Source organism: Azospirillum sp. TSH58 (assembly GCF_003119115.1).
Taxonomy (GTDB): Bacteria; Pseudomonadota; Alphaproteobacteria; order Azospirillales; family Azospirillaceae; genus Azospirillum.
In genome coordinates this window covers 2,847,095-2,867,920 of sequence record NZ_CP022364.1, presented here as the reverse complement: position 1 = coordinate 2,867,920, position 20,826 = coordinate 2,847,095, and the positions used below count along the sequence as shown (strand labels likewise).

At 69.0% G+C, this 20,826-nt stretch carries 21 protein-coding genes and 2 tRNA genes; 10 read left to right on the top strand and 13 right to left on the bottom strand.

Going from position 1 to position 20,826, the window contains the following annotated elements:
• Nucleotides 1-12 precede the first annotated feature (12 nt).
• From panC to TSH58p_RS17050, 4 genes are all read right to left on the bottom strand, one after another.
• Nucleotides 13-903 (bottom strand): pantoate--beta-alanine ligase, encoded by an 891-nt coding sequence (panC, locus tag TSH58p_RS17065; RefSeq protein WP_109068283.1) that lies wholly within the window; start codon nucleotides 901-903, stop codon nucleotides 13-15.
• A 177-nt stretch (nucleotides 904-1,080) separates the two neighbouring features.
• Nucleotides 1,081-1,245 carry a sugar tyrosine-protein kinase gene (locus TSH58p_RS17060; RefSeq protein WP_109068284.1) on the bottom strand — a complete coding sequence of 55 codons (165 nt, stop codon included), beginning with the start codon at nucleotides 1,243-1,245 and terminating at the stop codon, nucleotides 1,081-1,083.
• Between the two features lie 232 nt (nucleotides 1,246-1,477).
• Nucleotides 1,478-1,552, bottom strand: a tRNA-Val gene (locus TSH58p_RS17055).
• A gap of 132 nt (nucleotides 1,553-1,684) precedes the next feature.
• A tRNA-Val gene (locus TSH58p_RS17050) sits at nucleotides 1,685-1,759 on the bottom strand.
• Nucleotides 1,760-1,924: 165 nt separating this feature from the next.
• Here TSH58p_RS17050 and TSH58p_RS17045 point away from each other — a divergent pair.
• Entirely contained in the window at nucleotides 1,925-2,791 is an 867-nt protein-coding gene (locus TSH58p_RS17045; protein WP_247873993.1) for a DUF3108 domain-containing protein, read from the top strand.
• 4 nt (nucleotides 2,792-2,795) lie between these two features.
• Here the strand turns inward: TSH58p_RS17045 and TSH58p_RS17040 are convergent, their stop codons facing one another.
• Together TSH58p_RS17040 and gph are read right to left on the bottom strand one after the other, a co-directional pair.
• Nucleotides 2,796-3,089, bottom strand: coding sequence for a hypothetical protein (locus TSH58p_RS17040; protein ID WP_109069727.1), 294 nt, complete (start codon nucleotides 3,087-3,089; stop codon nucleotides 2,796-2,798).
• Nucleotides 3,090-3,234: 145 nt separating this feature from the next.
• Nucleotides 3,235-3,915: a phosphoglycolate phosphatase gene (gene gph, locus TSH58p_RS17035; protein WP_109069742.1), complete on the bottom strand. Its 681-nt coding sequence runs from the start codon at nucleotides 3,913-3,915 to the stop codon at nucleotides 3,235-3,237.
• Nucleotides 3,916-4,221: 306 nt separating this feature from the next.
• On the opposite strand from gph, the gene glmU reads away from it, so the two are divergent.
• On the top strand, nucleotides 4,222-5,577 hold the full coding sequence (glmU, locus tag TSH58p_RS17030; RefSeq protein WP_109069726.1) for a bifunctional UDP-N-acetylglucosamine diphosphorylase/glucosamine-1-phosphate N-acetyltransferase GlmU: 1,356 nt from the start codon (nucleotides 4,222-4,224) through the stop codon (nucleotides 5,575-5,577).
• Between the two features lie 57 nt (nucleotides 5,578-5,634).
• Nucleotides 5,635-7,461, top strand: coding sequence for a glutamine--fructose-6-phosphate transaminase (isomerizing) (glmS, locus tag TSH58p_RS17025; RefSeq protein WP_109069725.1), 1,827 nt, complete (start codon nucleotides 5,635-5,637; stop codon nucleotides 7,459-7,461).
• Between the two features lie 85 nt (nucleotides 7,462-7,546).
• Here glmS and TSH58p_RS17020 read toward each other — a convergent pair whose 3' ends face one another.
• Nucleotides 7,547-8,074, bottom strand: coding sequence for a DUF882 domain-containing protein (locus TSH58p_RS17020; protein WP_244439297.1), 528 nt, complete (start codon nucleotides 8,072-8,074; stop codon nucleotides 7,547-7,549).
• A gap of 428 nt (nucleotides 8,075-8,502) precedes the next feature.
• Here TSH58p_RS17020 and TSH58p_RS17015 point away from each other — a divergent pair, with 428 nt between their 5' ends.
• From TSH58p_RS17015 to TSH58p_RS17000, 4 genes are all read left to right on the top strand, one after another.
• Nucleotides 8,503-9,822 (top strand): pentapeptide repeat-containing protein, encoded by a 1,320-nt coding sequence (locus tag TSH58p_RS17015; RefSeq protein ID WP_109069724.1) that lies wholly within the window; start codon nucleotides 8,503-8,505, stop codon nucleotides 9,820-9,822.
• 87 nt (nucleotides 9,823-9,909) lie between these two features.
• A complete protein-coding gene (locus TSH58p_RS34680) occupies nucleotides 9,910-10,203 on the top strand; it encodes a rubredoxin (RefSeq protein ID WP_109069723.1) in 294 nt (97 codons plus the stop codon).
• 50 nt (nucleotides 10,204-10,253) lie between these two features.
• The gene (locus tag TSH58p_RS17005) at nucleotides 10,254-10,709 is read left to right on the top strand and encodes an Lrp/AsnC family transcriptional regulator (RefSeq protein WP_109069722.1); all 456 of its coding nucleotides are present in this window, start codon (nucleotides 10,254-10,256) and stop codon (nucleotides 10,707-10,709) included.
• 19 nt (nucleotides 10,710-10,728) lie between these two features.
• Nucleotides 10,729-11,352: a LysE family translocator gene (locus tag TSH58p_RS17000; protein WP_109069721.1), complete on the top strand. Its 624-nt coding sequence runs from the start codon at nucleotides 10,729-10,731 to the stop codon at nucleotides 11,350-11,352.
• Nucleotides 11,353-11,384: 32 nt separating this feature from the next.
• Here TSH58p_RS17000 and TSH58p_RS34440 read toward each other — a convergent pair whose 3' ends face one another.
• Nucleotides 11,385-11,513: a hypothetical protein gene (locus tag TSH58p_RS34440; protein ID WP_256380053.1), complete on the bottom strand. Its 129-nt coding sequence runs from the start codon at nucleotides 11,511-11,513 to the stop codon at nucleotides 11,385-11,387.
• Nucleotides 11,514-11,827: 314 nt separating this feature from the next.
• On the opposite strand from TSH58p_RS34440, the gene TSH58p_RS16995 reads away from it, so the two are divergent.
• Complete coding sequence (locus TSH58p_RS16995; RefSeq protein ID WP_109069720.1) at nucleotides 11,828-12,883, top strand: patatin-like phospholipase family protein; 1,056 nt, start codon at nucleotides 11,828-11,830, stop codon at nucleotides 12,881-12,883.
• Between the two features lie 8 nt (nucleotides 12,884-12,891).
• Here the strand turns inward: TSH58p_RS16995 and TSH58p_RS16990 are convergent, their stop codons facing one another.
• Together TSH58p_RS16990 and TSH58p_RS16985 are read right to left on the bottom strand one after the other, a co-directional pair.
• The gene (locus TSH58p_RS16990) at nucleotides 12,892-13,851 is read right to left on the bottom strand and encodes an SAM-dependent methyltransferase (protein WP_109069719.1); all 960 of its coding nucleotides are present in this window, start codon (nucleotides 13,849-13,851) and stop codon (nucleotides 12,892-12,894) included.
• A gap of 9 nt (nucleotides 13,852-13,860) precedes the next feature.
• Complete coding sequence (locus TSH58p_RS16985; protein WP_158282593.1) at nucleotides 13,861-14,823, bottom strand: dienelactone hydrolase family protein; 963 nt, start codon at nucleotides 14,821-14,823, stop codon at nucleotides 13,861-13,863.
• 217 nt (nucleotides 14,824-15,040) lie between these two features.
• On the opposite strand from TSH58p_RS16985, the gene TSH58p_RS16980 reads away from it, so the two are divergent.
• Nucleotides 15,041-15,322 (top strand): bacterioferritin-associated ferredoxin, encoded by a 282-nt coding sequence (locus tag TSH58p_RS16980; RefSeq protein WP_109069717.1) that lies wholly within the window; start codon nucleotides 15,041-15,043, stop codon nucleotides 15,320-15,322.
• Nucleotides 15,323-15,861: 539 nt separating this feature from the next.
• Nucleotides 15,862-16,182: a hypothetical protein gene (locus tag TSH58p_RS16975; RefSeq protein WP_109069716.1), complete on the top strand. Its 321-nt coding sequence runs from the start codon at nucleotides 15,862-15,864 to the stop codon at nucleotides 16,180-16,182.
• Nucleotides 16,183-16,207: 25 nt separating this feature from the next.
• On the opposite strand, the gene TSH58p_RS16970 is transcribed toward TSH58p_RS16975, so the two are convergent.
• From TSH58p_RS16970 to TSH58p_RS16960, 3 genes are all read right to left on the bottom strand, one after another.
• Entirely contained in the window at nucleotides 16,208-17,971 is a 1,764-nt protein-coding gene (locus tag TSH58p_RS16970) for a sensor histidine kinase (RefSeq protein WP_109069715.1), read from the bottom strand.
• 132 nt (nucleotides 17,972-18,103) lie between these two features.
• Nucleotides 18,104-18,706 carry a response regulator transcription factor gene (locus TSH58p_RS16965; RefSeq protein WP_109069714.1) on the bottom strand — a complete coding sequence of 201 codons (603 nt, stop codon included), beginning with the start codon at nucleotides 18,704-18,706 and terminating at the stop codon, nucleotides 18,104-18,106.
• Complete coding sequence (locus TSH58p_RS16960) at nucleotides 18,699-20,729, bottom strand: sensor histidine kinase (protein WP_109069713.1); 2,031 nt, start codon at nucleotides 20,727-20,729, stop codon at nucleotides 18,699-18,701. The genes TSH58p_RS16965 and TSH58p_RS16960 overlap by 8 nt, the downstream gene beginning before the upstream one ends.
• Between the last annotated feature and the right edge of the window lie 97 nt (nucleotides 20,730-20,826).

The window sequence follows — 20,826 nt, the reverse complement described above, 5'->3', positions numbered from 1 at the left end:
GAACGCCGGCGGTTACGCCGGAAGGACCGGCACGTTGTCGATCAGGCGGGCCTTGCCCATCCAGGCGGCGGCCAGCAGGCGCGCCGGCCGCTCCGCGCGGGTCACCGGCGCCAGCGTGTCGGCGTCGCGCAGCTCGACATAGTCGATGGAGCCGAAGCCGGCGGCGGTGATGCGCGCCCGCACCGCCTCCAGGACCGTGGCGGCCTCCGCGCCGCCGGCCAGCGCCGAGGCGGCGTCGCGAAGCGCGCGGTTCAGCTCCGGCGCGCGGGCGCGCTCGTCTGCGGACAGGTAGGCGTTGCGCGAGGACATGGCGAGCCCGTCGGTCTCGCGCACCGTCGGAAGCCCCTCCACCCGCACCGGGATGTCGAGATCGCGGGCGAAACGGCGGATGACCATGAGCTGCTGGTAATCCTTCTCCCCGAACACCGCCACGTCGGGCTGGGCCTGGAGGAACAGCTTGGTCACGACCAGGGCGACGCCGCCGAACATCTGGGGCCGGAAGGTGCCGCACAACCCCTCCGCCGGGCCGCCGACCGAGATGGCCGTGGCGAAGCCCTCCGGATACATTGCGCGCACCGTGGGGGCGTAGAGCAGATGACAGCCCGCCGAGGCGAGCTTGCGCGAATCCCCGGCCTCGTCGCGCGGGTAGCGGTCGAAGTCCTCGTGCGGGGCGAACTGGGTCGGGTTGACGAAGACGCTGGAGACCACCCGGTCGGCCAGCTCGCGCGCGCGGCGCACCAGGGCGAGATGGCCGTCGTGCAGGGCCCCCATGGTCGGCACCAGGGCCACCGTCTTGCCGTCGCGATGCCAGGCGGAGACCTGGGCGCGGAGATCGTCCACGCTGCGGACGACCGGCAGGGGCTGTTCCGACTCCGGCAGGCGGGCGGCGGCGAGGGAGGTCATGGCGGGTGCTCCACAGGCGTCATAAACGGCGCTGGGATAAACCGCCGGCCCGGCGCTGTCCAGTCATGGAATTAACCGGCAGCGCTCAAATTTGAAATTTTTCCATCCTGCAGGTGGGCCTGCAGGTGAACCTGCGGGCGGATTGGGCCGCCAAGCCCGCCCCGCCCGCGGGCGGGGTCAACGCATCAGCGTGACGGCGACCAGATAGGTCAGGTTCACCCAGGCGCCGAGCGTGGCCAGGAGGACCAGGGTGGCCGGAGACAGGACCACCGAACCGAGGATCACGACGAGCGCCACGACCAGCAGGCCGAGGGCGAGAAGGGTCACGCGCGTATCTTCCATGTCACTGCTTCCAGATGATTGAGCAAATCGGATGCTGGAAGCGATAGACGAAAACCCCTCAGGCTGTAGCTGATCTGAATCAACTGCGGCGGCGTTCGTCTCAAAAAGGCACGCGCGATTGAGCGGAGGTTTTTTGTGGTATTCACGCCGCAGAACATGGTCGCGCAACCGGGGCGACGGCTTGTTACTGGCGAATTCCAACGATGTTTCGGAGAAGGGGCGGTGTTTGGGATGGTGGGCGCAGTAGGGATTGAACCTACGACCCCACCCGTGTGAAGGGTGTGCTCTCCCGCTGAGCTATGCGCCCATCCCAAAGAAACAACCGCTGACGCACCGCGGAGACGGCAACGCGAGGCCCGATGGACCCCGATCCTGACCGGCCCTTGTGGTGGAAGGGATGGTACCATCCGCAAAGCCCATGAACCACCGGACTTTGGGATGGTGGGCGCAGTAGGGATTGAACCTACGACCCCACCCGTGTGAAGGGTGTGCTCTCCCGCTGAGCTATGCGCCCATCCCAGTAAAACCGCGTCGGCATCAGGCTCGTTTCGCTGTCGCGTCGTTGCCGCCGCTGCGGTGAGGCGGGTTTCTAAAGGCCCCGCCCCCTCCTGTCAAGCACCTGTTTCACACCAATATCAAAGAAACCCTTCCGCCCGGAGCCCCCGATGAGCCCATGGACATGACGCACCGGACCGCGCTTCCCGCCAGACTTCCCTCTGCCGCCCTCGCGGCCGGGCTGTGCGCGGCGCTCGCCGGGCTGCTCCCCCTGCCCGCCCAGGCGCAGCGCTGGCACTTGGACTACCGCGTCCATGTCGGCGGCGTTGCCGTGCTCGACGCGCGGGCGGAGCTGACCCTGACCGAAGGCCGATACAGCGTCCAGGTCAACGCCGCGACGGACGGCTTTCTGGGGCGTCTTTTTCCCTGGGAAACCCAATCGCTCAGCGTCGGCACGGTCCGCCCCGATGGCGTCGCCCCGATCCGCCACACCCAGTCCGGCGTCCTGCGCGGCTCCCCCCGGACCGTCACCCTGGATTACGCCGCGGACGGCAGCGTCCGCACACAGGTCTCCCCGCCCCCGGAGGAGGAGGACCGCGACCCCGTTCCCCAGGATCTCACCCGACAGACCCGCGATCCGCTGAGCGGCGTCCTGGAGATGCTGTTGGCCGGGCTGCATGGCGAGGGATGCCAGCGCACGGTGCCCATCTATGACGGGCGCCGCCGCTACGACATGATCTTCACGGACCGGGGAATGACCATGGTGGGAACGTCGCGCCATTCGGTGTTCTCCGGCGCGGCGCGGCAATGCCGGGTGTCCCACAAGCCGATCGCCGGTTACGAGCGCACGCCGCGCCAAGCCTTCTGGCAGCGCGGCGGAGGCCGGGAGGAACGCCCACCCGTCGATCTCTGGATCGCCCCGGTGGAGGGGGCCGGCCCGCCCCTGCCCGTCCGGCTGGAGACCGACAGCGGATTCGGCGGGGTCGTCGTCCATCTCACCGCCGCCCGCAAGACCGACCGGACGGCGGAGCGTCCCGCCGGGACGCCTTGACGAATCAGGCGCGCCCGACGCTGCCGCTGCAGGCGGTGGGGTGGTACAGCAGTTCGGCCATCGGCCGCTCGGCCAGCGCCTGCTCGCACAGGCGGTTGAACTCGGCCATCTTGCGCTGGAGGTCGCTGTGATGGGCCATCATCCGGTCGAAGTCGGCGGTCGCCGAGTCGATCTGGCTGTTGGCCGGGGTGCGGTTGGCGGTGTTGGCCTCGATGGACAGAGCGTCAGCGGACAGGGCGTCGGCGGACAGGGTCTTGCCGGTCTGGGTCTTACCGGGGAAGGCAAGGATCTGGGCCATCGGGTGTCTCCTTCGCTCACCACCATTCGATGCACCCATCCAACTACATTTACCTTTCGTTAGCCACCGTTAATCTCTCGTTAACCATGACAAGAAGGAGACCTACGGCGAAGACCCCGCTGCCCCCGGCGACGCGGTCCGTCACTCAGGCGCCCAGCCGCCGCAGGGCGTCCGGCAGGTCGGCGAAGCGATCGAGCAGGACGTCGGCGCCCAGTTCCTGCACCGGCATGCGGGGATAACCGTAGGTCATCGCCACCACCGGCACCCCGGCGGCGCGGGCGGCCGCCACGTCGTTGCGGTTGTCGCCCACCATCGCGGCGGTGCCGCCGCCCAGCGCCTCCACCACCCAGGACAGATGGCGCCCGTCCGGTTTCTTCACCGGCAGCGTGTCGCCACCGGCCAGCGCGGAGAACAGCGGCGACAGGTCCAGCCCCTCCAGCAGTTTGCGGGTGATCCGCTCCGGCTTGTTGGTGCACAGCCCCAGCTTCACCCCGCTCTCCGCCAGCGCCGCCAGGGTTTCGGGGACGCCGGGATAGAGCACCGGAGGCTCGTCGTCCTGGAAATAGGCGTCGAGATAATCGGCCAGGACCGTCCGCAGCGCCTCGTCGCCCAGGGCCTCGCCGGTCGCCGCGAAGGCCTGCCGGACGAGGGCGGCCGAGCCGTCGCCCACCATGCCGCGCACCTGTTCCTCGCTGACGGTGGGCCGGGCGAAGCGGGACAGGGTGCGGTTGAGGACACGGGTCATGTCCCGCGCGCTGTCGATCAGCGTGCCGTCCAGGTCGAAAACGACCGCGGAGAAGGGAATGGCGGCGGGCGTGGCAGACATCGGCAGGAGTCCCATGATGAGGCGAAGACGGGCGGATACCCCTTTCGATAGCACGCCCCTCCCCTGGCGGCGAGCCCCTGTTCCCGCGATTCACCCCAGGCATAGGCCCTTCGGCGCCGATGGCGCGGGGTGCGTACACCCTCGGGCCGCGCATCGTGTATGTCAGATTGACACAAAAGTTGACTTGGGGTCCCGGCGTCGGATGTGGCACTCAATGCTTGAGGACACACCTTTTGCCCGGATATTGATGCGCACGCTTTTCCACCCGTCCGCTATAACCCACACCCAATACTGCAGGGATATCCGATGACTCAGCACCGCCCGCTCGCCTGCGTCATTCTCGCCGCCGGCAAAGGCACCCGCATGAAGTCGGACCTGCCGAAGGTCCTGCACCGCGTCGCCGGCCAGCCGATGGTCGGCCATGTGCTGTCCGCGGTGAGGGCGCTCGACCCCGACCATGTGGTCGTGGTGGTCGGCCCCGGCATGGACAATGTGGCCGACGCCGTCGCCCCCTACCCCACCGCCGTCCAGCACGAGCAGCGCGGCACCGCCGACGCCGTGCGCGCCGCCTTCGGCCTGCTGGAGGGATTCGACGGCGACGTGGTGGTGCTCTACGGCGACACGCCGCTGGTCACGCCGGACACGCTGCGCGCCATGGTCGCCGCGCGGCGCCAGCCGGGCGACCCGGCGGTGGTCGTCCTGGGCATGCGGCCCGACGATCCCGGCGCCTATGGCCGCCTGATCCTGAACGCCCGCGGCGGGCTGGAGAAGATTGTCGAGTATCTGGACGCCTCGGAGGAGGAGCGGCAGGTCACGCTGTGCAACGCCGGGCTGATGGCCTTCGACGGCGCGCGGATGTTCGACCTGATCAGCCGCATCGGCAACAGCAACGCCAAGAGCGAATATTACCTTACCGACGTGGTGCAGATCGCCCGCAGCAACGGCATGGCCTGCGCGGTGGTCGAGGCCGCCCCGGCGGAGGTCGTCGGTGTGAACTCCCGCGCCGAGCTGTCGGAAGTGGAGAAGCTGATCCAGCGCCGCCTGCGCAAGGCCGCCATGGACAACGGCGCCACCCTGACCGACCCGGACAGCGTCACCTTCTGCGTGGACACCCGCCTCGGCCGCGACGTGATCGTCGGCCCGCATGTGGTGTTCGGCCCCGGCGTGGTCGTCGCCGACCGGGTGGAGATCAAGGCCTTCAGCCATCTGGAACAGGTGCGGGTGGACAGCGGCGCCCAGGTCGGCCCCTACGCCCGCCTGCGTCCGGGGGCGGAGATCGGCCCCGACGCCCACATCGGCAACTTCGTCGAGATCAAGAACGCGAAGATCGAGGCCGGGGCCAAGGTCAACCACCTGACCTACATCGGCGACGCGCGGGTGGGGGCGAAGGCCAACATCGGCGCCGGGACCATCACCTGCAATTACGACGGCTACGCCAAGAGCCACACCGACATCGGCGCCGGGGCCTTCATCGGCTCCAACACCGCGCTGGTGGCCCCGGTCAGGGTGGGCGACGGCGCGATCGTCGGGGCGGGCAGCGTGGTCACCACCGACGTGGAGGGCGACGCTCTGGTCGTTGCGCGCGGGCGCCAGCAGGCTTACACCGGCTGGGCCAAGCGTTTCCGCGAACGGAAGCAAAACGAGAAAGCGAAAAAGGCGTAAGATTGCCCCGGTTGACCGTTCACCCGGCCCCGGCCATCATTCAGGAGTTGCAGGTTCATGTGTGGCATCATCGGCATCATCGGCACGCATGACGCGGCCCCCCGTCTCGTCGAGGGTCTCCGCCGCCTCGAATACCGTGGTTACGACAGCGCCGGCGTCGCCACGCTGGTCAAGGGCGGCATCGAGCGCCGCCGCGCCGAGGGCAAGCTGATCAACCTCGACGCCAAGCTGCGCGAAGCGCCGCTGCCGGGTGTGATCGGCATCGGCCACACCCGTTGGGCCACCCACGGCGGCCCGACCGAGAACAACGCCCACCCGCACGCCACCCACCGCGTGGCCGTGGTGCACAACGGCATCATCGAGAATTACCAGGAGCTGAAGACCGAGCTGATCGAGCACGGCTACGTCTTCGAAAGCGCCACCGACACCGAGGTGATCGCCCACCTCGTCACCTATTATATGGAGAAGGAAGGGCTGGGTCCGATCGAGGCCGCCTCCGCCTCCTTCAAGCGCTTTACCGGCGCCTTCTCGCTGGTGCTGCTGTTCTCCGGCCAGGAGGACATGCTGATCGGCGCCCGCCACGGCACGCCGCTGGCCGTCGGCTACGGCGAGGGGGAGATGTATTTCGCCTCCGACGCCTTCGCGCTGGCGCCGCTGACCAACCGCATCTGCTATCTGGAGGACGGCGACTGGGTGGAGCTGACCCGCACCGCCGCCGTGATCCACGACGCCAGCGACGCGGTGGTGGAGCGTCCGGTCAAGACCACCGCCCTGTCCGGCGCGCTGATCGGCAAGGACGGCTACCGGCACTACATGCTCAAGGAAATCTACGAGCAGCCGCAGGTCATCGGCGACACGCTGAACGCCTACATCAACCCGGAGACCGGCCGCATCACCCTGCCGGAGACCAGCTTCGACATTGCCAAGGCGACGAAGCTGACCATCGTCGCCTGCGGCACCGCCTATTACGCCGGCGTCGTGGCGAAATACTGGTTCGAGACGCTGGCCCGGCTGCCGGTCGAGGTCGACATCGCCTCGGAGTTCCGCTACCGCGAGGCGCCGCTGCCCGAAGGCGGCGTGGCCCTGTTCATCAGCCAGTCGGGCGAGACGCTGGATACGCTGGAGGCGCTGCGTTACTGCAAGCGCCAGGGCCAGAAGATCCTGTCCATCGTCAACGTGCCGGAAAGCACCATCGCGCGCGAATCCGACGCGGTGCTCTACACCATGGCCGGTCCGGAGATCGGCGTCGCCTCGACCAAGGCCTTCACGACGCAGCTGACCACGCTGGCCTGTCTGGCGGTCACGGTCGGCCACGCCCGCGGCGTCATCCCGGCGGAGCGGATGCAGCAGATCGCCCAGGCCCTGCGCGAGGTGCCGGCCCGCGCCGCCGACGTGCTGGCCCATGACGAGCGTCTGCACGAACTGGCGCAGGAGGTCGCGGAGGCCCGCGACGTGCTGTATCTGGGCCGCGGCGCGATGTACCCGCTGGCTCTGGAAGGTGCGCTGAAACTCAAGGAAATCAGCTACATTCACGCCGAAGGTTATGCGGCGGGTGAACTGAAGCACGGCCCCATCGCGCTGATCGACGAGAGCGTGCCGGTGATCGTCCTGGTGCCGTCGGACAACCTGTTCGAAAAGACCGTGTCCAACGTCCAGGAGGTCTGCGCGCGGTCGGGCAAGGTGCTGCTGATCGCCGACAAAAAGGGCATCGACAAGCTGTCCGACAAGGTCCGCTGGTCGCTGGAGCTTCCGGCCTGCGACCCGCTGGTCGCCCCGCTGCTCTACGCCATCCCGGTCCAACTGCTGGCCTATCACGTCGCCGTGCTGAAGGGTACCGACGTCGACCAGCCGCGCAACCTCGCCAAGTCGGTCACCGTCGAGTAAGGCGACCCAGTCAAACAAGGTTCCGCCAAAGAAAAAGCCCCCGTCCGACCGGCGGGGGCTTTTTCGTTTCCTCACGGAGGGCCGGTCAGGATGCCCACTGGCGCTTCGGACCGACGTCCACATGGACGAAATTGCTCTCTGGGTAATAGCCCACCCCGCCCCCGCGCAGGCTGAGCGCCGCGCGTTGCAGGGTGCGCAACGGCAGGCCGGGCACCCGCAGGTCGATGGCCTTGCCCTGCATGTGGAAGCTGTTCTGGGCGACGCCGCTGCCGTCCTGTTCACGCAGCCACGCGTTGGATTCGGGGGAGCGGTAACCGGAGATGATGTGAACCGGCGTCTTGCTGCCGACCTTGCGGGTCAGCGCGTGCAGCAGGTCCAATAGCTTCGGGTCGATGGGATGAACCGCCCCGGTGCGATGGTCGCGCAGCAGGTGGTTGATCTCGCGCAGCCCGTCGCGCTGGTAGCGTCCCTTGGACCAGTACTCCGCGCGCACCCGTTCGCCGGTGTGGAGGTTGAGCAGGACCAATTGCCGCGGCGGGGCGCGCAGCGCCGCCTCCGACACCTCCGGAGCCATCACCATCCCGGCGGCGGCCGTCGCCAGACCGATGCGCAACAGTTCCCTCCGGCCGAGCTTGGCTGCTGGGGTCGGTTGGAATTTGGCCTCGGTCATCATGCCTCCATGGGGTCCCGAACGGGGCGGCGCATAGAGCGCCCCCCTTTTTGTCCGATGCCTTTTGGCGGCAGAGCCCCCGCTTCTGTCAAGAAACCAATGGTTAACGTCTTTAAAACGCCCGCGTTTCCTGACCTTGCCGGGGGGAGCATACCCGCGTCGGGAGGACCGGGCGCCACGTTACAGGGGTGAAACATGGCGGGCCGCGCTCCCGATTCGCCCGAGTCCCCGCCGGAACCGCCCGTGACAAGGCCGGGGCAAAAAGCGGCAACCATAAAGGGTACTGCCGCGATTTTTACCGTTTAGCCTTCGGTAAGGAATCTACCTCCATAGTTTGGGTAGCGAAAACAACACCCGTCAGATTCCTGCCCGTGCCCCCCGTCGCCACAGCCCCCGCGCCGGCACCCTCCTATCTTCGGCCCGACCAGCTGGCCGAGGTTCTGGACCGGCACGCCCGCTGGATCAAGGGCCAGCCGGGCGGCGCCCGCGCCAATCTGGCGCTGGCCGACCTGGAGGGCGCCGATCTGTCGCAGCGCGACCTGCGCGGGGCGCGGCTGGTCGGGGCGAAGCTGGCGCGCTGCCGGCTCAGCGGCACCAATCTGGCCGGCGCCGACCTGTTCGGCGTGGACCTGCGCGACGCGGACATCACCCGCGCCAACCTGATGCAGACGGATTTGCGCGGCGCCCGGCTGCGCTCCGCCGACTTCTCGAACGCCAATCTGCGCGACGCCGACCTGCGCGCCGGCACGCTGGAACCGGGTGGCACCGCCCGCCGCGGCACCGGGCCGGACGCCCATCCGGACGTCCAGGACGCCGAGACCACACGGCAGACCCACCGGACCGCCCTGGCCCGCCTTCAGGGCGGCGTCACGGCGGAGGGTGGAATCCCGACCGATCTGACCGGCGCCGTGCTGGCCGGCGCCAACCTGACCGAAGCCGACCTGTGCGGGGCGGTGCTTCAGAACGCCGACCTGTCCGGCGCGGTGCTGACCGACGCCAACCTGTCCGGGGCGCGGCTGAACGGGGCCAACCTGACCGGCGCCCTGCTGGACGGTTGCACCTTCGACAACGCCGATCTGGTCGGCACGCGGATGGTCGATTGCGACCTCTCGCAGGCCAAGCTCGGCTCCGCCTGCCTGACCCGGCCGATCGACAGCATGGGGTCGGAAATCCAGCGGGCGATCTTCGACCACGAGCGCTGGATCGACAGCGTCGGCCAGCGCGGGGAGCGCGCCGACCTGGACGGCACCGACCTCAGCCGCGCCGATCTGCGCGGCGTCAATCTCAGCGCGGCCTCGCTGCGCGGCGCCAACCTGTCCGACGCGGCGCTCACCGGCGCCCGGCTGATGATGGCCGACCTGTCCGGCGCCAATCTGGAACACGCGAACCTGATGGGCGCCGACCTGTCCGGCGCCAACCTCAGCTTCGCCCGCCTGACCGGCGCCGACCTGACGCGGGTCAATCTCGGGCCTGCGGAAATCAAGGACCCCAGCGGACGGTCCACCGGCCGCTCCTGGGCCGCCAATCTGATGGGCGCCGACCTGCGGCAGGCCATGCTGACCGATTCCCGCATGGTGCAGGCCAACCTGACCGACGCCGATCTGGAGAACGCCGACCTGGACGGGGCGGATCTGACCGGCGCGAAGCTCCAGCGCGCCCATCTCAAGGGCAAGGCGCCGCGGCGTCGCTGACCCGCTCCCCTTCGCTCCACCACCGTCATCATCCCGCAAAGGAACGCGGCGCATAGTGCGGCATCTCGATCCGCCGGACGGTCCGCCATGCCCAGCCTTCCCCGCTCCCTTCCCCGGCGTGGCGCCCTGCGCCGGATCGCCGCCGTCATCCCTGCCGTCATCCTCGCTCTGTTCGTCCGCCCCGCGCGGGCCGAGGATCCGCGCCTGTCCGAAGTCTGGCGGTGCGGCGGCGGCGACTGCCCCGGCTACGAGTATCACCCCCGCGACGGCGACCCGGAGCACGGTGCGCCCGCGGGCACCGCTTTCCAGGACCTGCCGGCGGACTGGTTCTGCCCGCGCTGCGGCGCCGGCAAGCCGGATTTCCGCCGGATGGGCGGCTGAGCAGAAAAACCACCTTGTCATACCATTCATATTCCGTAACTATTGCGGTTATGGACGATACAGACCGCAAAATCATCGCGCACATCCAGGCTGATGGACGCGCTTCCTACGCCGACATCGGGGCGGCGGCCGGACTCTCGGTGTCCGCCGTGAACGAGCGGCTGAAGAAGCTGCAGGCCAACGGCGTGATCCAGGGTTGGGGGGCGCGGCTGTCCCCCAAGGCCGCCGGGCTGGACGTGCTGGCCTTCGTCGAGGTGCTGCTCGACCGCCCGGAGCATGACGCACCCTTCCGCGACGCCATGCGCGCCACGCCGGCGGTTCAGGAATGCCACCACGTCACCGGGGACTGGTCCTATCTGCTCAAGGTGCGCGTGGCGAACACGGGGGCGCTGGAACGCTTCCTGTCCGACCGGCTGAAGGCTCTGCCCGGCGTCGTGCGCTCCCACACCGTGATCGCGCTGTCCTCGGTCAAGGAAACGCCGAACCTTCCCATCGAATCAGACTGACCCAGCCGGAGCATCCGCCATGGACACGCTGCCCGCCCTGCTGAAGGGCCTGATCATCGGATTCAGCATCGCCGCCCCGGTCGGGCCGATCGGGCTTCTGTGCATCCGGCGCACTCTGGCCGACGGGCCGGCGCACGGCTTCGCCAGCGGCCTCGGCGCGGCCAGCGCGGACGCGGTCTATGGCGCCATCGCCGGCTTCGGGGTGGCGCTGGTCACCGACGCCCTGCTGGGGGCGCAGGTGGCGCTGAAGCTGGTGGGCGGGCTGATGCTGCTGTGGCTGGGCTGGAGCACGCTGCGCGCCCGCCCGGCGGAACGCGCCGCGGAGGCCCGCGGCGGCGGTGGGCTGGCCGGGGCCTACGCTTCCACCTTCGCCCTGACCCTGGCCAACCCGGCGACCATCCTCAGCTTCGCCGCGGTGTTCGGCGGGCTCGGCGTGTCGGCGGGGGACGGGAGCAGCACCGGCGTCGCCGCCCTGCTGGTCGCGGGCGTCTTCACCGGTTCGGCGATGTGGTGGTTGGGGCTCAGCGCCTCGGTCGGGGCGTTCCGGCGCCGGGTCACGCCCGCCGCCATGCTGTGGATCAACCGCGTCTCGGGTGCGGTGCTGGGAGTGTTCGGGATCGCGGCCCTCGCCTCTCTCCTGTGAGGGGACGGGATACGCCGGTCACCCGGAGCAAATCAGAACAGAATGGTCACCGGACCGCCCAGCGCGACCGCGGCGACGATCAGAATGGCCACCGCCGTCAGCTTTTCCGCCGCCGACCAGCGCTGCCAATCCTTCTTGAAACTCTTGAGATCCTGGGCCATGGCAACCTCCGCCATCCCTGATTGTCCGTGCTGAGTGCGACATTGGACGTTTCCAGTTGATGTTTGGTTAACGTCGCCCGGAAACTCTTTCATCCATCGCAATGCCACAGGTAATCGGAAGAAAAACTGATGCAAGTCAAATAGAGGGCAAAAGCGGGTACAATTTTCGGCATCCCCCATGAGGAGGCCCCCGGGCGCGTCCCGCGTCCCCCGGATGGAAGGGTTTCCGCCGACGGTCCGATGCCCCAAATCCCTTTGGACACCCATCGACGCGTCGGCGCCGGACAAGCCTGACCAAGCCCACAAGACACGAGGTGCTGGCGGTGAGCGGACTGAAGATCGGACTGGCCCTGGGCAGCGGGGCGGCGCGCGGCTGGGCGCACATCGGCGTGTTGCGCGCGCTGGAGGAGATCGGGGTCGAGCCCGACGTGATCTGCGGAACCTCCATCGGCGCGGTGGTCGGCGCGGCCTACCTGACGGACCAGCTGGACGAGTTGCAGGCCTGGGCGCAGAGCATGGGCTGGCTCGGGATGCTCGGCATCATCGACCTCACCTTCCGCCGCGGCGGGCTGCTGGCCGCCGACCGCACCTTCGACCGCTTCCGCAACCACCGGACCGAGGTCACCATCGAGCAGTTGCACAAGCCCTTCGCCGCGGTCGCCACCGACCTCAGCACCGGGCGGGAGATCTGGCTGCGCGACGGCCCGATGCTCAGCGCGGTGCAGGCCTCGGCCGCCATGCCCGGCCTGTTCCCGGCGGTGCGGCGCGACGACCATTGGCTGGTGGACGGCGCGCTGGTCAACCCGGTGCCGGTGTCGCTCTGCCGCGCGCTGGGGGCGGACGTGGTGATCGCGGTCAACCTGAACAGCGAGCTGTCGCCGCTGAGCCGCCCCTCCGGACGCGGGGCCGCCAAGCTGCGCAAGGCCGCGGAGGCCAAGCCGGCCCAGATGCAGGCATCCCAGACGCAGCAGGCCCGGATGCAGGAGACCCAGCCCGTGCCGGAGGTGGCGATGGCGCCGGCGGGGGATGCGACCTCGCCGGTCTTCTCCACCCTGACCTCGCAGATCGCCTCCTGGATGGGGCGGCGCCCGGCGGCGCGCACGCGCTTCCTCGCCGACCAGCTGACGCGCTCCCCGGCCTCCAACGTTCCGCCAAACGTGATGGACGTGATGGCCGGGTCCATCGACATCATGCAGGACCGCATCACCCGCTCCCGCCTCGCCGGCGAGCCGCCGGACGTGCTGATCGCACCCCGCCTCGCCCACATCGGCATCCTGGAGTTCGACCGCGCGGAGGAGGTGGTGGAGATCGGCTACGGCGCCGCGTCGATCCTCAAGCCGGCGCTGGAACTCGCCCTGCGCCGGGCGTAGTCACCTCATCAGACCGGAGCGGCCGGCCACATCCAGGTCAGCTCGTGCTTGTTGTGGTGGAGATGCAGCACCCGGCCGCCGGGGATCGCGGCGAAGGCGCGGGCCGTCTCGTGGTCCGTCTCGGCCTGGAACTTCAGCGTGCAGATGAAGCGCTTGGCCAGCCCGCTCTCCATCCACTGGTTCACCAGCCGCAGCAGGCGCGTGGGGTAGCAGATGACGTCGCAGCACAGCCAGTCCACCGGCCCGACATCCTGCGGCTTCAGGCCGAAGGCACTCTCCTGGCGGAACTCGATGCGCGGCAGCGCGGCGATGGCCGGGTCGAGCGGCGCCTTGTCGACGCTGACCACGCTGGCGCCCAGCTCGTGCAGCACCCAGCTCCAGCCGCCGGGGCAGGCGCCGAGGTCGATGCAGCGGTCGCCCGGCCCCGGCTGCTCCCCGAACAGGGTCAGCGCCTCCCACAGCTTCAGATAGGCGCGGTTGGGCGGCACCGTCCGGTTCTCGACGAAGGCGACCTCGCCGTGGCGGTAGGGGCTGGAACAGCGCGCCGCCGCGACGATGGTGTTCTCGTCCAGCAGCGTCCATGAGCCCAGCGGCGCCGTCGGCAGCGGCGACGGGAAGACCACCGGCTTGGCCGAGACATGGGGCAGGTTTTCCTGGATCAGGCTGGCCCGCCGGTGATGGCGCAGCGTCCAGAGCGCCCAATTGCGCTGGATGGAGCGCAGGGCCCGCGCGCCCTCCTTGATCGACGCGAACTCGATCCGCACCGGGTCGTGCCAGATGTTCTGCGCCCAGGCGGCCGGACGCGCCGGCCCGTCGGCGAAGACCAGCCGGTCCTCCACCGCCGCCACGTCGCCCAGTTCGGCCACAAGGTCCTGCACGAAGCCGTCGGGCGCCAAGTAGATGGTCTGCCCCAGGGGGGTGTGCGCCGGTGCCGGACGGGCGGCCGAAGTGTCGGATGTGTCGCTCATGCCGAGGGGCTAGCGCCCCTGGCGTTCGATTGCAAGAGCGCGGTCGAAGAAATCGGCGATCTCCCCGTTCAGACGCTCGTGAAAGGCCGCCCGGTCGAAGCCCGGCGGGTCCCAGGCGGGCGGCCCGACCTCCGGCGCGATGGCGGCCGGAATGGGCATCAGAAAGGCGAAGTGCCCGGCGTCACGCACGACCTCGTATTCGGGCGGCGTTGGCAGCCGGTCGCGCAGGTCCTCGACCTGGGCGGCCGCGATCTGCTCGTCCCGCTCGGCCCGGTACAGGCGGATGGGGATCGCCACCCCGGCGAGACCGTCCTTGGAGAAAGGGACGCCGACCGGTGCCATCAGGACAGCGGCACGGACGCGGGGACCGCCCCCCTCGACACGGCCTTCCGCCCGCGCGTTCCCAAGATGGCAGAACTCCTCGCCGGCCGGAGGGGTCCGGCAATGGGCGGCGATGCGCTCCAGTTCCGCCGCGCCTCCGGCCGCCACCAGAACCGTGTAGCCGCCGGCCGAGAAGCCGAGGGCACCGACGCGCCCGCCGTCGATCCGGCCCGCCAACACCGGCTCCGCCAGGACGTGGCCGAGCGCGGCGGAAAGCTGGGCCGGGCGGTTCCGCCACATCCGTTCCGTGCCGGCGTCCCGGTTGTCGTCGAAGGCATTGCCCCGGTGATGGACCGCCGCGACGATGTAGCCGCGCCGCGCGAGCGCGATGGCCGTGTCCGCGTGACCGAAGGCGCTGCCCCCGGACCCGTGCGACACGATCACCAGCGGATGGCGGCCGTCGCTCACCGGCGCCCCCTCCGCCACCGGAAACGTGAAGGGACCGCGCTCCACCGGCGTTTCCGGCGCGTCCGTCGGATACCAGACCATCACGCGGGCGATCCCGCCATCCGCCGGGTCGGTGAAGGCCAGCGCACGCATGCCCACCTCCGCCGCCGCAGCGCCGGCCCAGAGGACCGCGACTCCGGCCATCAGCAACCATCCCATTCGCCGCACCGCATCCTCCCACCGCTTGAAGAAAGGCATCGACGACGGAGGTAGTCGTCACCCCCGTTCGATCGAGCTGTGACATTCCGTCGCAATCCGCTCAAATTTGGTCGTCATGATTCAGATCAATTGACAATCATTCTCAGTCGCAGCACATTGCCCCCCAGCACGACCGCACAACACGCACCGATGCCGGGGGCCCATGTACGTCTGCATCTGCCACGCGCTGAACGACAAGCAGGTTACCAAGGCGCTCGAGAACGGCGCCCGCACCCCGGCCTCCGTCTTCCGGCATTATGAGCGTCAGGTCCAGTGCGGCAAATGCGTTCCGATGATGCGGGAGATGGCCCAAAGCCATTGCGCGAACCAGTGCGAAGCCTGCCCCAGCCACGCCGTCCCCGGCCACGCCACGACGCAGCAGCCTGCCCGGCTGCCGGAACCGGCCAACGCCGAAAGCTTCCCTTACGGCGTCGCGGCGGAGTGACGGGCATCGCCCTTCCCTATCCCGCCAAGTCTCTTCAACGGCACCTCGCAGTCCCGCACGGCGGAAGAACAGAAATCGGCGCCCGATAACCATTGAGCGCCGTTTTAATCCGGAATGCGCACCGCCTGTTTGGAAAAGGAACGGTCTGTTTCGCCGTTTTCCTTGGCTTTCCGCCAATCGGACTCTCCCTTTCGGCTGCGACAAATCGCCATAGACTTATACCCCTGACCCGCTTGACGGGACAGGGCTGATCGTGCAGAAAGAGTCCAACCGGATTCAAGAAATCCGAAGCATTCGGAGCGTCACGGAACGCTCCTGACTGGACGGGACACACAAAAATCAAGTCCTTTGGAACTGGAATTGCTTTTCATACGTCTATGAAAGGCAGCCGGGCGGCGTTCTTATTTTGGCGATGCAGCAATGAATTTTTGCAATGCACATAATTTTGAAAACAGGTTTCCAGTACGCGGAGCCAATCTGGAACGCCGGCCGGACATCCGGCCGAAGGGCCCCGAGCGATCCGAAGGGAGGAGCGAGAGATGAGCCGCCGCAACCGGCACGCCCATGACGCGAAATGCCGTACCGTGCTTCAGACGACCGCCGACCGGCTGGACCGGCTGCGGTCGCAGGTGGAGCGGTTCGGTCTTGAGGGTCACGAGGGCATGAGCCGGGACGCGCTGGAACGCACGCTGGACGCCCTGCGCGGCCAGCACAACCGTTTGTCCGCCCGCGTCGAAGCGGCGCGCATCGCCACGGATGACGCCTGGCCCTTCGCCCGGGCGATCGCCGACCAGACGGCGGCGGAATTGATCGACGGCCTCGACGGCATGGAAGCCCGCCTGAAACGCGTGGCGGCCTGACCGACGGCCGCCGCCTCCGGACCGGCTAGCCCGCCTTGATCAGCAGGACGGCACCCGGTCCGGCCGTCGGGCTGGCCGGCGGCGCGCCGGGCAGCATGATGCGCACCACCGTGCCCTCCCCAGGGGTGCTGTTCAGGTCCAGCCGCCCGCCATGGGCCTCGACAAAACGCTTGGCGAGCGGCAGCCCCAGCCCGGTGCCGGAATGGGCCTTGGTCATGTAGCTGGTCACCTGACGGAAGGGCTCCAGCGCGATCTGGATGTCCTCCGGCGACATGCCGATGCCGGAATCGGCAACGGTCAGAACCACGCAGCCCCCCTCGCCGCGCGCCGCATCCACTCGCACGCGCCCACCCGCCGGCGTGAATTTGATGGCGTTGGACAGCAGGTTCAGAACGGCCTGCCGCAACCGGATGGCGTCGGCCATCACCGTCAGGCCGGGCTCGACGGGCCCATGCTCCACCCGCACGCCCTTCTGACCGGCCAGCGCCTCCATCAGCTCCAGGCATTCGCCCAGCAGAACGGCGACCGGAACCGGTTCCGGATAGAGTTCCAGCCGCCCCGCCTCGACCTTCGCCATGTCCAGCACGTCGTTGACCAGCGACAGCAGATGCTGGCCGGAGGCATGGATGCTGGCGATGTAATCCTGGTGCTTCGGCGGGCTTGGGCCGAACAGGCCGGACAGCAGAGCCTCGCTGAAGCCGATGATCGCGTTCAACGGGGTGCGCAACTCGTGGCTCATGTTGGCCAGGAAATCGGATTTGGCCAGATTGGCCGCCTCGGCGTGCTCCTTCTCTGCCTCCAGCCGGCGGCGCTGCTCCGCCAGCATGGCCTCGCGGGCGATGCGGGCCTCGCGTTCCGCGTGGCGGCGGCGGCGGACATGGCGCGTCACCACCAGCGACAACACCAGCGTCGCCAGACCGGCGCCCGCCGCGCCGGCCAGGATGGTCGTGCGCGTCCGGTTCAACTGGCTGCTGATCTGCTCGAACGGAACGGCCACGATGATCGACCAGCCGGTCTGCTGCGACCGGTGAACGAGAACCAGCGCCTCGTGCCCCTCCCGCGTCGTTCCTGAGAACAGCCCCTGATTCTGCCCCGTCAGCCGGGGCACCATCGAATCCCTGACCCTTTGGCCGACGTGCCGTTCCGGGTCGTGGGACCGCGCGGCGATGACCATGGCGGGGTCGACGACCGACACCGTCCACGCCGCGGGAATTCCGGACCCGCGCAGCACGGTGTCCAAACCATCCAGCCCGACCGCCAGCGACAGCACATGCCGGACCGGCGTTCCCGCCGGGTCGTCCGGGTCCAGGATCGGCGCGCGGACGATCAGCGCCGGACGCCCCGGCGGCCCGCCCGGGGGCAGGACGCCGCCGACCACCGTCCGGCGCGTGGCGGCGACCTGTCGGGTCACATCGTCCAGCCGCGGCGGCGGCAAGGAGGCGCCCAGCGGGTACTGCGTGTGGAACAGTAAGGACATGTCCGCCACCTGCACCAGCCCCATCGCCAGCCAGCCCGGCTGGCTGCGCACGGCCTCCGCCGCTTCCGACTTCAGCAGGGTGAGATCGTTCACCGTGCTGCGGCTCAGCGCGGCCAGAAGCTCAAGAGGCCGGGCCTTGCTTTCCAGTTCCCGGTCGATGGCGACCATCACCGAACGGGCCTGCGCCGCCAGTTCCGCCGCCAGGACGTCCTGCTGCCGGAGATCCAGAATCCAGACCACCACCGCCAGGAACAGCAGCAGCGGGGCGATGGCGGCGAGCCCCAGACCAAGCGTCGATGAGGGCAGTCGCAAGGCACTCTCCGACCGTTGACGGAAACGGAATGGCGTTCGGACTGGACAGGGAAAGGCGGCGCGCTTCCCCCTCCAATGGGTCGCGCGCATCCGCCCGCCTGTCAAGCCCGCCGGTTGTCCGTCCCCCCGCGCTCACCCCACCGCCGCGAGGATCCGGGCGAGTTCCACCGCCGTCTTGACCCCCATCTTCTCGAAGACATGGGCGCGGTGCACCTCGACGGTCCGCATGCTGATCCCCAGCTCGTCGGCGATGACCTTGTTCAGCTTGCCGGCCACCACCAGCCCCATCACCTGCCGCTCGCGCTGGGTCAGGGTCGCCAGCCGGGCGGCGACGCCGGCCTGCCCGGCCTGCCGCGCCCGCTCCCCGGCGTCGAAGGCCAGCGCCTCGATCACCCGGTCGACCAGATCGTTGTCGTTGAAGGGCTTCTCCACGAAGTCGCGGGCGCCCTTCTTCAGCGCCGACACGGCGATGGGCACGTCGCCATGGCCGGTCAGGAACAGCACGGGCATCCGGCAGCCCATGGCGCTCAGCCGGTCGAACAGCTCCAACCCGCTCATCCCTTCCATGCGGATGTCCAGCAGAAGGCAACCGGACATGGCGGGATCGTAGTCGGCGAGGAACGCCTCCGCCGACGGCCAGGAGGCCACCGGCACGTTGCGCGACTGGAACAGCCAGCCCAGGGCGTCGCGGATCGCCTCGTCGTCGTCGACGATGTGCAGCTTCGGCTCACACATTGCCGGCTCTCACACCATGCGACTCCGCCTCGCCCGTGACCGACGGCTCCGACAGGACCGGCAGGGAGAAGAGGAACACGGTGCCGCCCTCCGCCGCGGGCTCGAACCACAGGCGCCCCTGATGGTGTTCGATGATGGACCGGCAGATGTTCAGGCCCATGCCCATGCCCTCGGTCTTGGTGGTGAAGAAGGGAGAAAACAGTTTTTCCGCATTTTCGGGTGAAATGCCACAACCGCGGTCCTGGATGCGCGTCAGGACGACCCCGTCCAGCGCCTGCACCGTCACGCTCAGGCGGCGGCGGTCGCGACGGGTCGCCGCCATGGCCTCGATGCCGTTGCGCATCAGGTTCACGACCACCTGCTGCAGCAGGATGCGGTCGGCCATCACCGCCGGCAGGCCGCGCCCCACCTCCAGCACCAGCTTCACCCCCTGCTGGCGGGCATCGGCCTCCATCAGGGCCACGCAATCCTCCAGCATCTCCGACAGGCAGCAGGGGGCGACGTTCGGTTCGCTCTTGCGCACGAAGTCGTGAATCCGCCGGATGATCTGGCCGGCCCGCTTGGCCTGCCCGGACAGCTTCTCCAGCGCCGTCGCCAGCTCATCCGGCCGGATGCTGCCGGCCTGGAGGCGGTTGAGACAGCCGGTGCAGTAGCTGGCGATGGCCGACAGCGGCTGGTTCAGCTCATGCGCCAGGGTGGAGGCCATTTCGCCCATGGTGATGAGCCGCGCCGTCTGCTGGAGCCGCTCCTGCTGCTGGCGGGCCAGCTCCTCCGCCCGCTTGCGCTCGGTGATGTCGAGGACGGAGCCCATCCAGCCGGTGTGCCGCCCCTTGGCGTCGATCAGCGGGGCCTCGTAGATCAGCGCGTCGAACCGCTCGCCGTTGGCCCGGCGGAAGCGCAGCTCGAAGCCGTTGGCCGGGGCGTTGCCGGCCAGGACGGCGCGGAAGACCTCCTCGGTGTGGGCGAGATCCTCCGGCAGCCAGTAGGGCATCACCGGTCCGGCCCCCACCAGCTCCTCCGCCGACCAGCCGACCATGCGGCAGAAGGCCGGATTCACATAGATGATGCGCCCGTCCAGGTCGCGGGCGCGCATGCCCACCGTCAGGCTGTCCTCCATCGCCTTGCGGAAGGCGTGCTCGGCCCGCAGGGCCTCCTCCGCCCGGATGCGCCGGGCGATGTGGCGGCGCACCGCCCACAGGCTCCACAGGGCCGAGACGGTCAGCGCGAAGATGGCGGCGATCAGGATGTTGCGTCCGAGATTGCCGGACAGCTGATGGAGCGTGGCGACCAGGGTCAGCCCATGCCCCGGCGGATCGAAGGGCACGACGTGGCTGCGCCGCGGCTCCGGCATGGCGATGCGCGACTTCGTCCCCAGCACCGCCCCATAGGGGTCGATGACCTCCAGCTGGTAGCGCTGGGCGAACCACCAGGGCACATGATGGGTCAGCAGGGCGTCGATCGACAGCACACCGGCGAGCGCGCCGGCGAACTCCTGCCCGCGGAAGATGGGGATGACGATCTCGAAGGCGGTGTCCGCCGCCCCCAGCCGGTAGGGCGCCGAATAGGCCCGGCGGCCCGAGGAGCGGGCGATCAGGAAGGCGTCGGCGCGCGGGCTGGGTCCGAAGGCGTCGTCCAGCGCCGGCCCATCCTCCACCGGCGGCTCCGACCGCACCGGGCGGCCCTGCGGGTCCAGCCGCACCACGCGCTGGATCGCCGGGTTCACCGTCACGATGTGGCGCGCCATCACCGAATAGTTCACCGGCGTGGTGTCCTCCCGCCCCAGCGATTCGGCGAGATACTGCAGCTTCTCCTCGTCGGAGGTGAGCTGGAAATGCAGGTTTTGCTCCACCCACAGCACGTCCTTGATGAGGGTGAGAGTCTCCTCCTCCCGCTCGCTGCGGTGGAGCACCCACAGGAAGATGCCGAACAGAAGAACGACCAGCGCCATCGCCACGATGGGCATGGCCTGCACCGGGCCGCGCTGACCGAGACCGTGGGCGGCGCTGGCCGCACCGCTGGTCATGGGGGGGAGAGGTGTTGGCACGGCAACCAATATGTCACGTTCACAGCTACGGATTTCCACAATAGCGTCGGGGGAGAAATTATCGAACAATGAAAGA

Excerpts from the sequence above, each read along its gene's own strand:
- panC (WP_109068283.1), bottom strand. The coding sequence starts at position 903 with ATGACCTCCCTCGCCGCCGCCCGCCTGCCGGAGTCGGAACAGCCCCTG.
- TSH58p_RS17060 (WP_109068284.1), bottom strand. The coding sequence starts at position 1,245 with ATGGAAGATACGCGCGTGACCCTTCTCGCCCTCGGCCTGCTGGTCGTG.
- TSH58p_RS17045 (WP_247873993.1), top strand. The coding sequence starts at position 1,925 with ATGACGCACCGGACCGCGCTTCCCGCCAGACTTCCCTCTGCCGCCCTC.
- TSH58p_RS17040 (WP_109069727.1), bottom strand. The coding sequence starts at position 3,089 with ATGGCCCAGATCCTTGCCTTCCCCGGTAAGACCCAGACCGGCAAGACC.
- gph (WP_109069742.1), bottom strand. The coding sequence starts at position 3,915 with ATGTCTGCCACGCCCGCCGCCATTCCCTTCTCCGCGGTCGTTTTCGAC.
- glmU (WP_109069726.1), top strand. The coding sequence starts at position 4,222 with ATGACTCAGCACCGCCCGCTCGCCTGCGTCATTCTCGCCGCCGGCAAA.
- glmS (WP_109069725.1), top strand. The coding sequence starts at position 5,635 with ATGTGTGGCATCATCGGCATCATCGGCACGCATGACGCGGCCCCCCGT.
- TSH58p_RS34680 (WP_109069723.1), top strand. The coding sequence starts at position 9,910 with ATGCCCAGCCTTCCCCGCTCCCTTCCCCGGCGTGGCGCCCTGCGCCGG.
- TSH58p_RS17005 (WP_109069722.1), top strand. The coding sequence starts at position 10,254 with ATGGACGATACAGACCGCAAAATCATCGCGCACATCCAGGCTGATGGA.
- TSH58p_RS17000 (WP_109069721.1), top strand. The coding sequence starts at position 10,729 with ATGGACACGCTGCCCGCCCTGCTGAAGGGCCTGATCATCGGATTCAGC.
- TSH58p_RS34440 (WP_256380053.1), bottom strand. The coding sequence starts at position 11,513 with ATGGCCCAGGATCTCAAGAGTTTCAAGAAGGATTGGCAGCGCTGGTCG.
- TSH58p_RS16990 (WP_109069719.1), bottom strand. The coding sequence starts at position 13,851 with ATGAGCGACACATCCGACACTTCGGCCGCCCGTCCGGCACCGGCGCAC.
- TSH58p_RS16985 (WP_158282593.1), bottom strand. The coding sequence starts at position 14,823 with ATGGCCGGAGTCGCGGTCCTCTGGGCCGGCGCTGCGGCGGCGGAGGTG.
- TSH58p_RS16980 (WP_109069717.1), top strand. The coding sequence starts at position 15,041 with ATGTACGTCTGCATCTGCCACGCGCTGAACGACAAGCAGGTTACCAAG.
- TSH58p_RS16975 (WP_109069716.1), top strand. The coding sequence starts at position 15,862 with ATGAGCCGCCGCAACCGGCACGCCCATGACGCGAAATGCCGTACCGTG.
- TSH58p_RS16965 (WP_109069714.1), bottom strand. The coding sequence starts at position 18,706 with ATGTGTGAGCCGAAGCTGCACATCGTCGACGACGACGAGGCGATCCGC.
- TSH58p_RS16960 (WP_109069713.1), bottom strand. The coding sequence starts at position 20,729 with ATGACCAGCGGTGCGGCCAGCGCCGCCCACGGTCTCGGTCAGCGCGGC.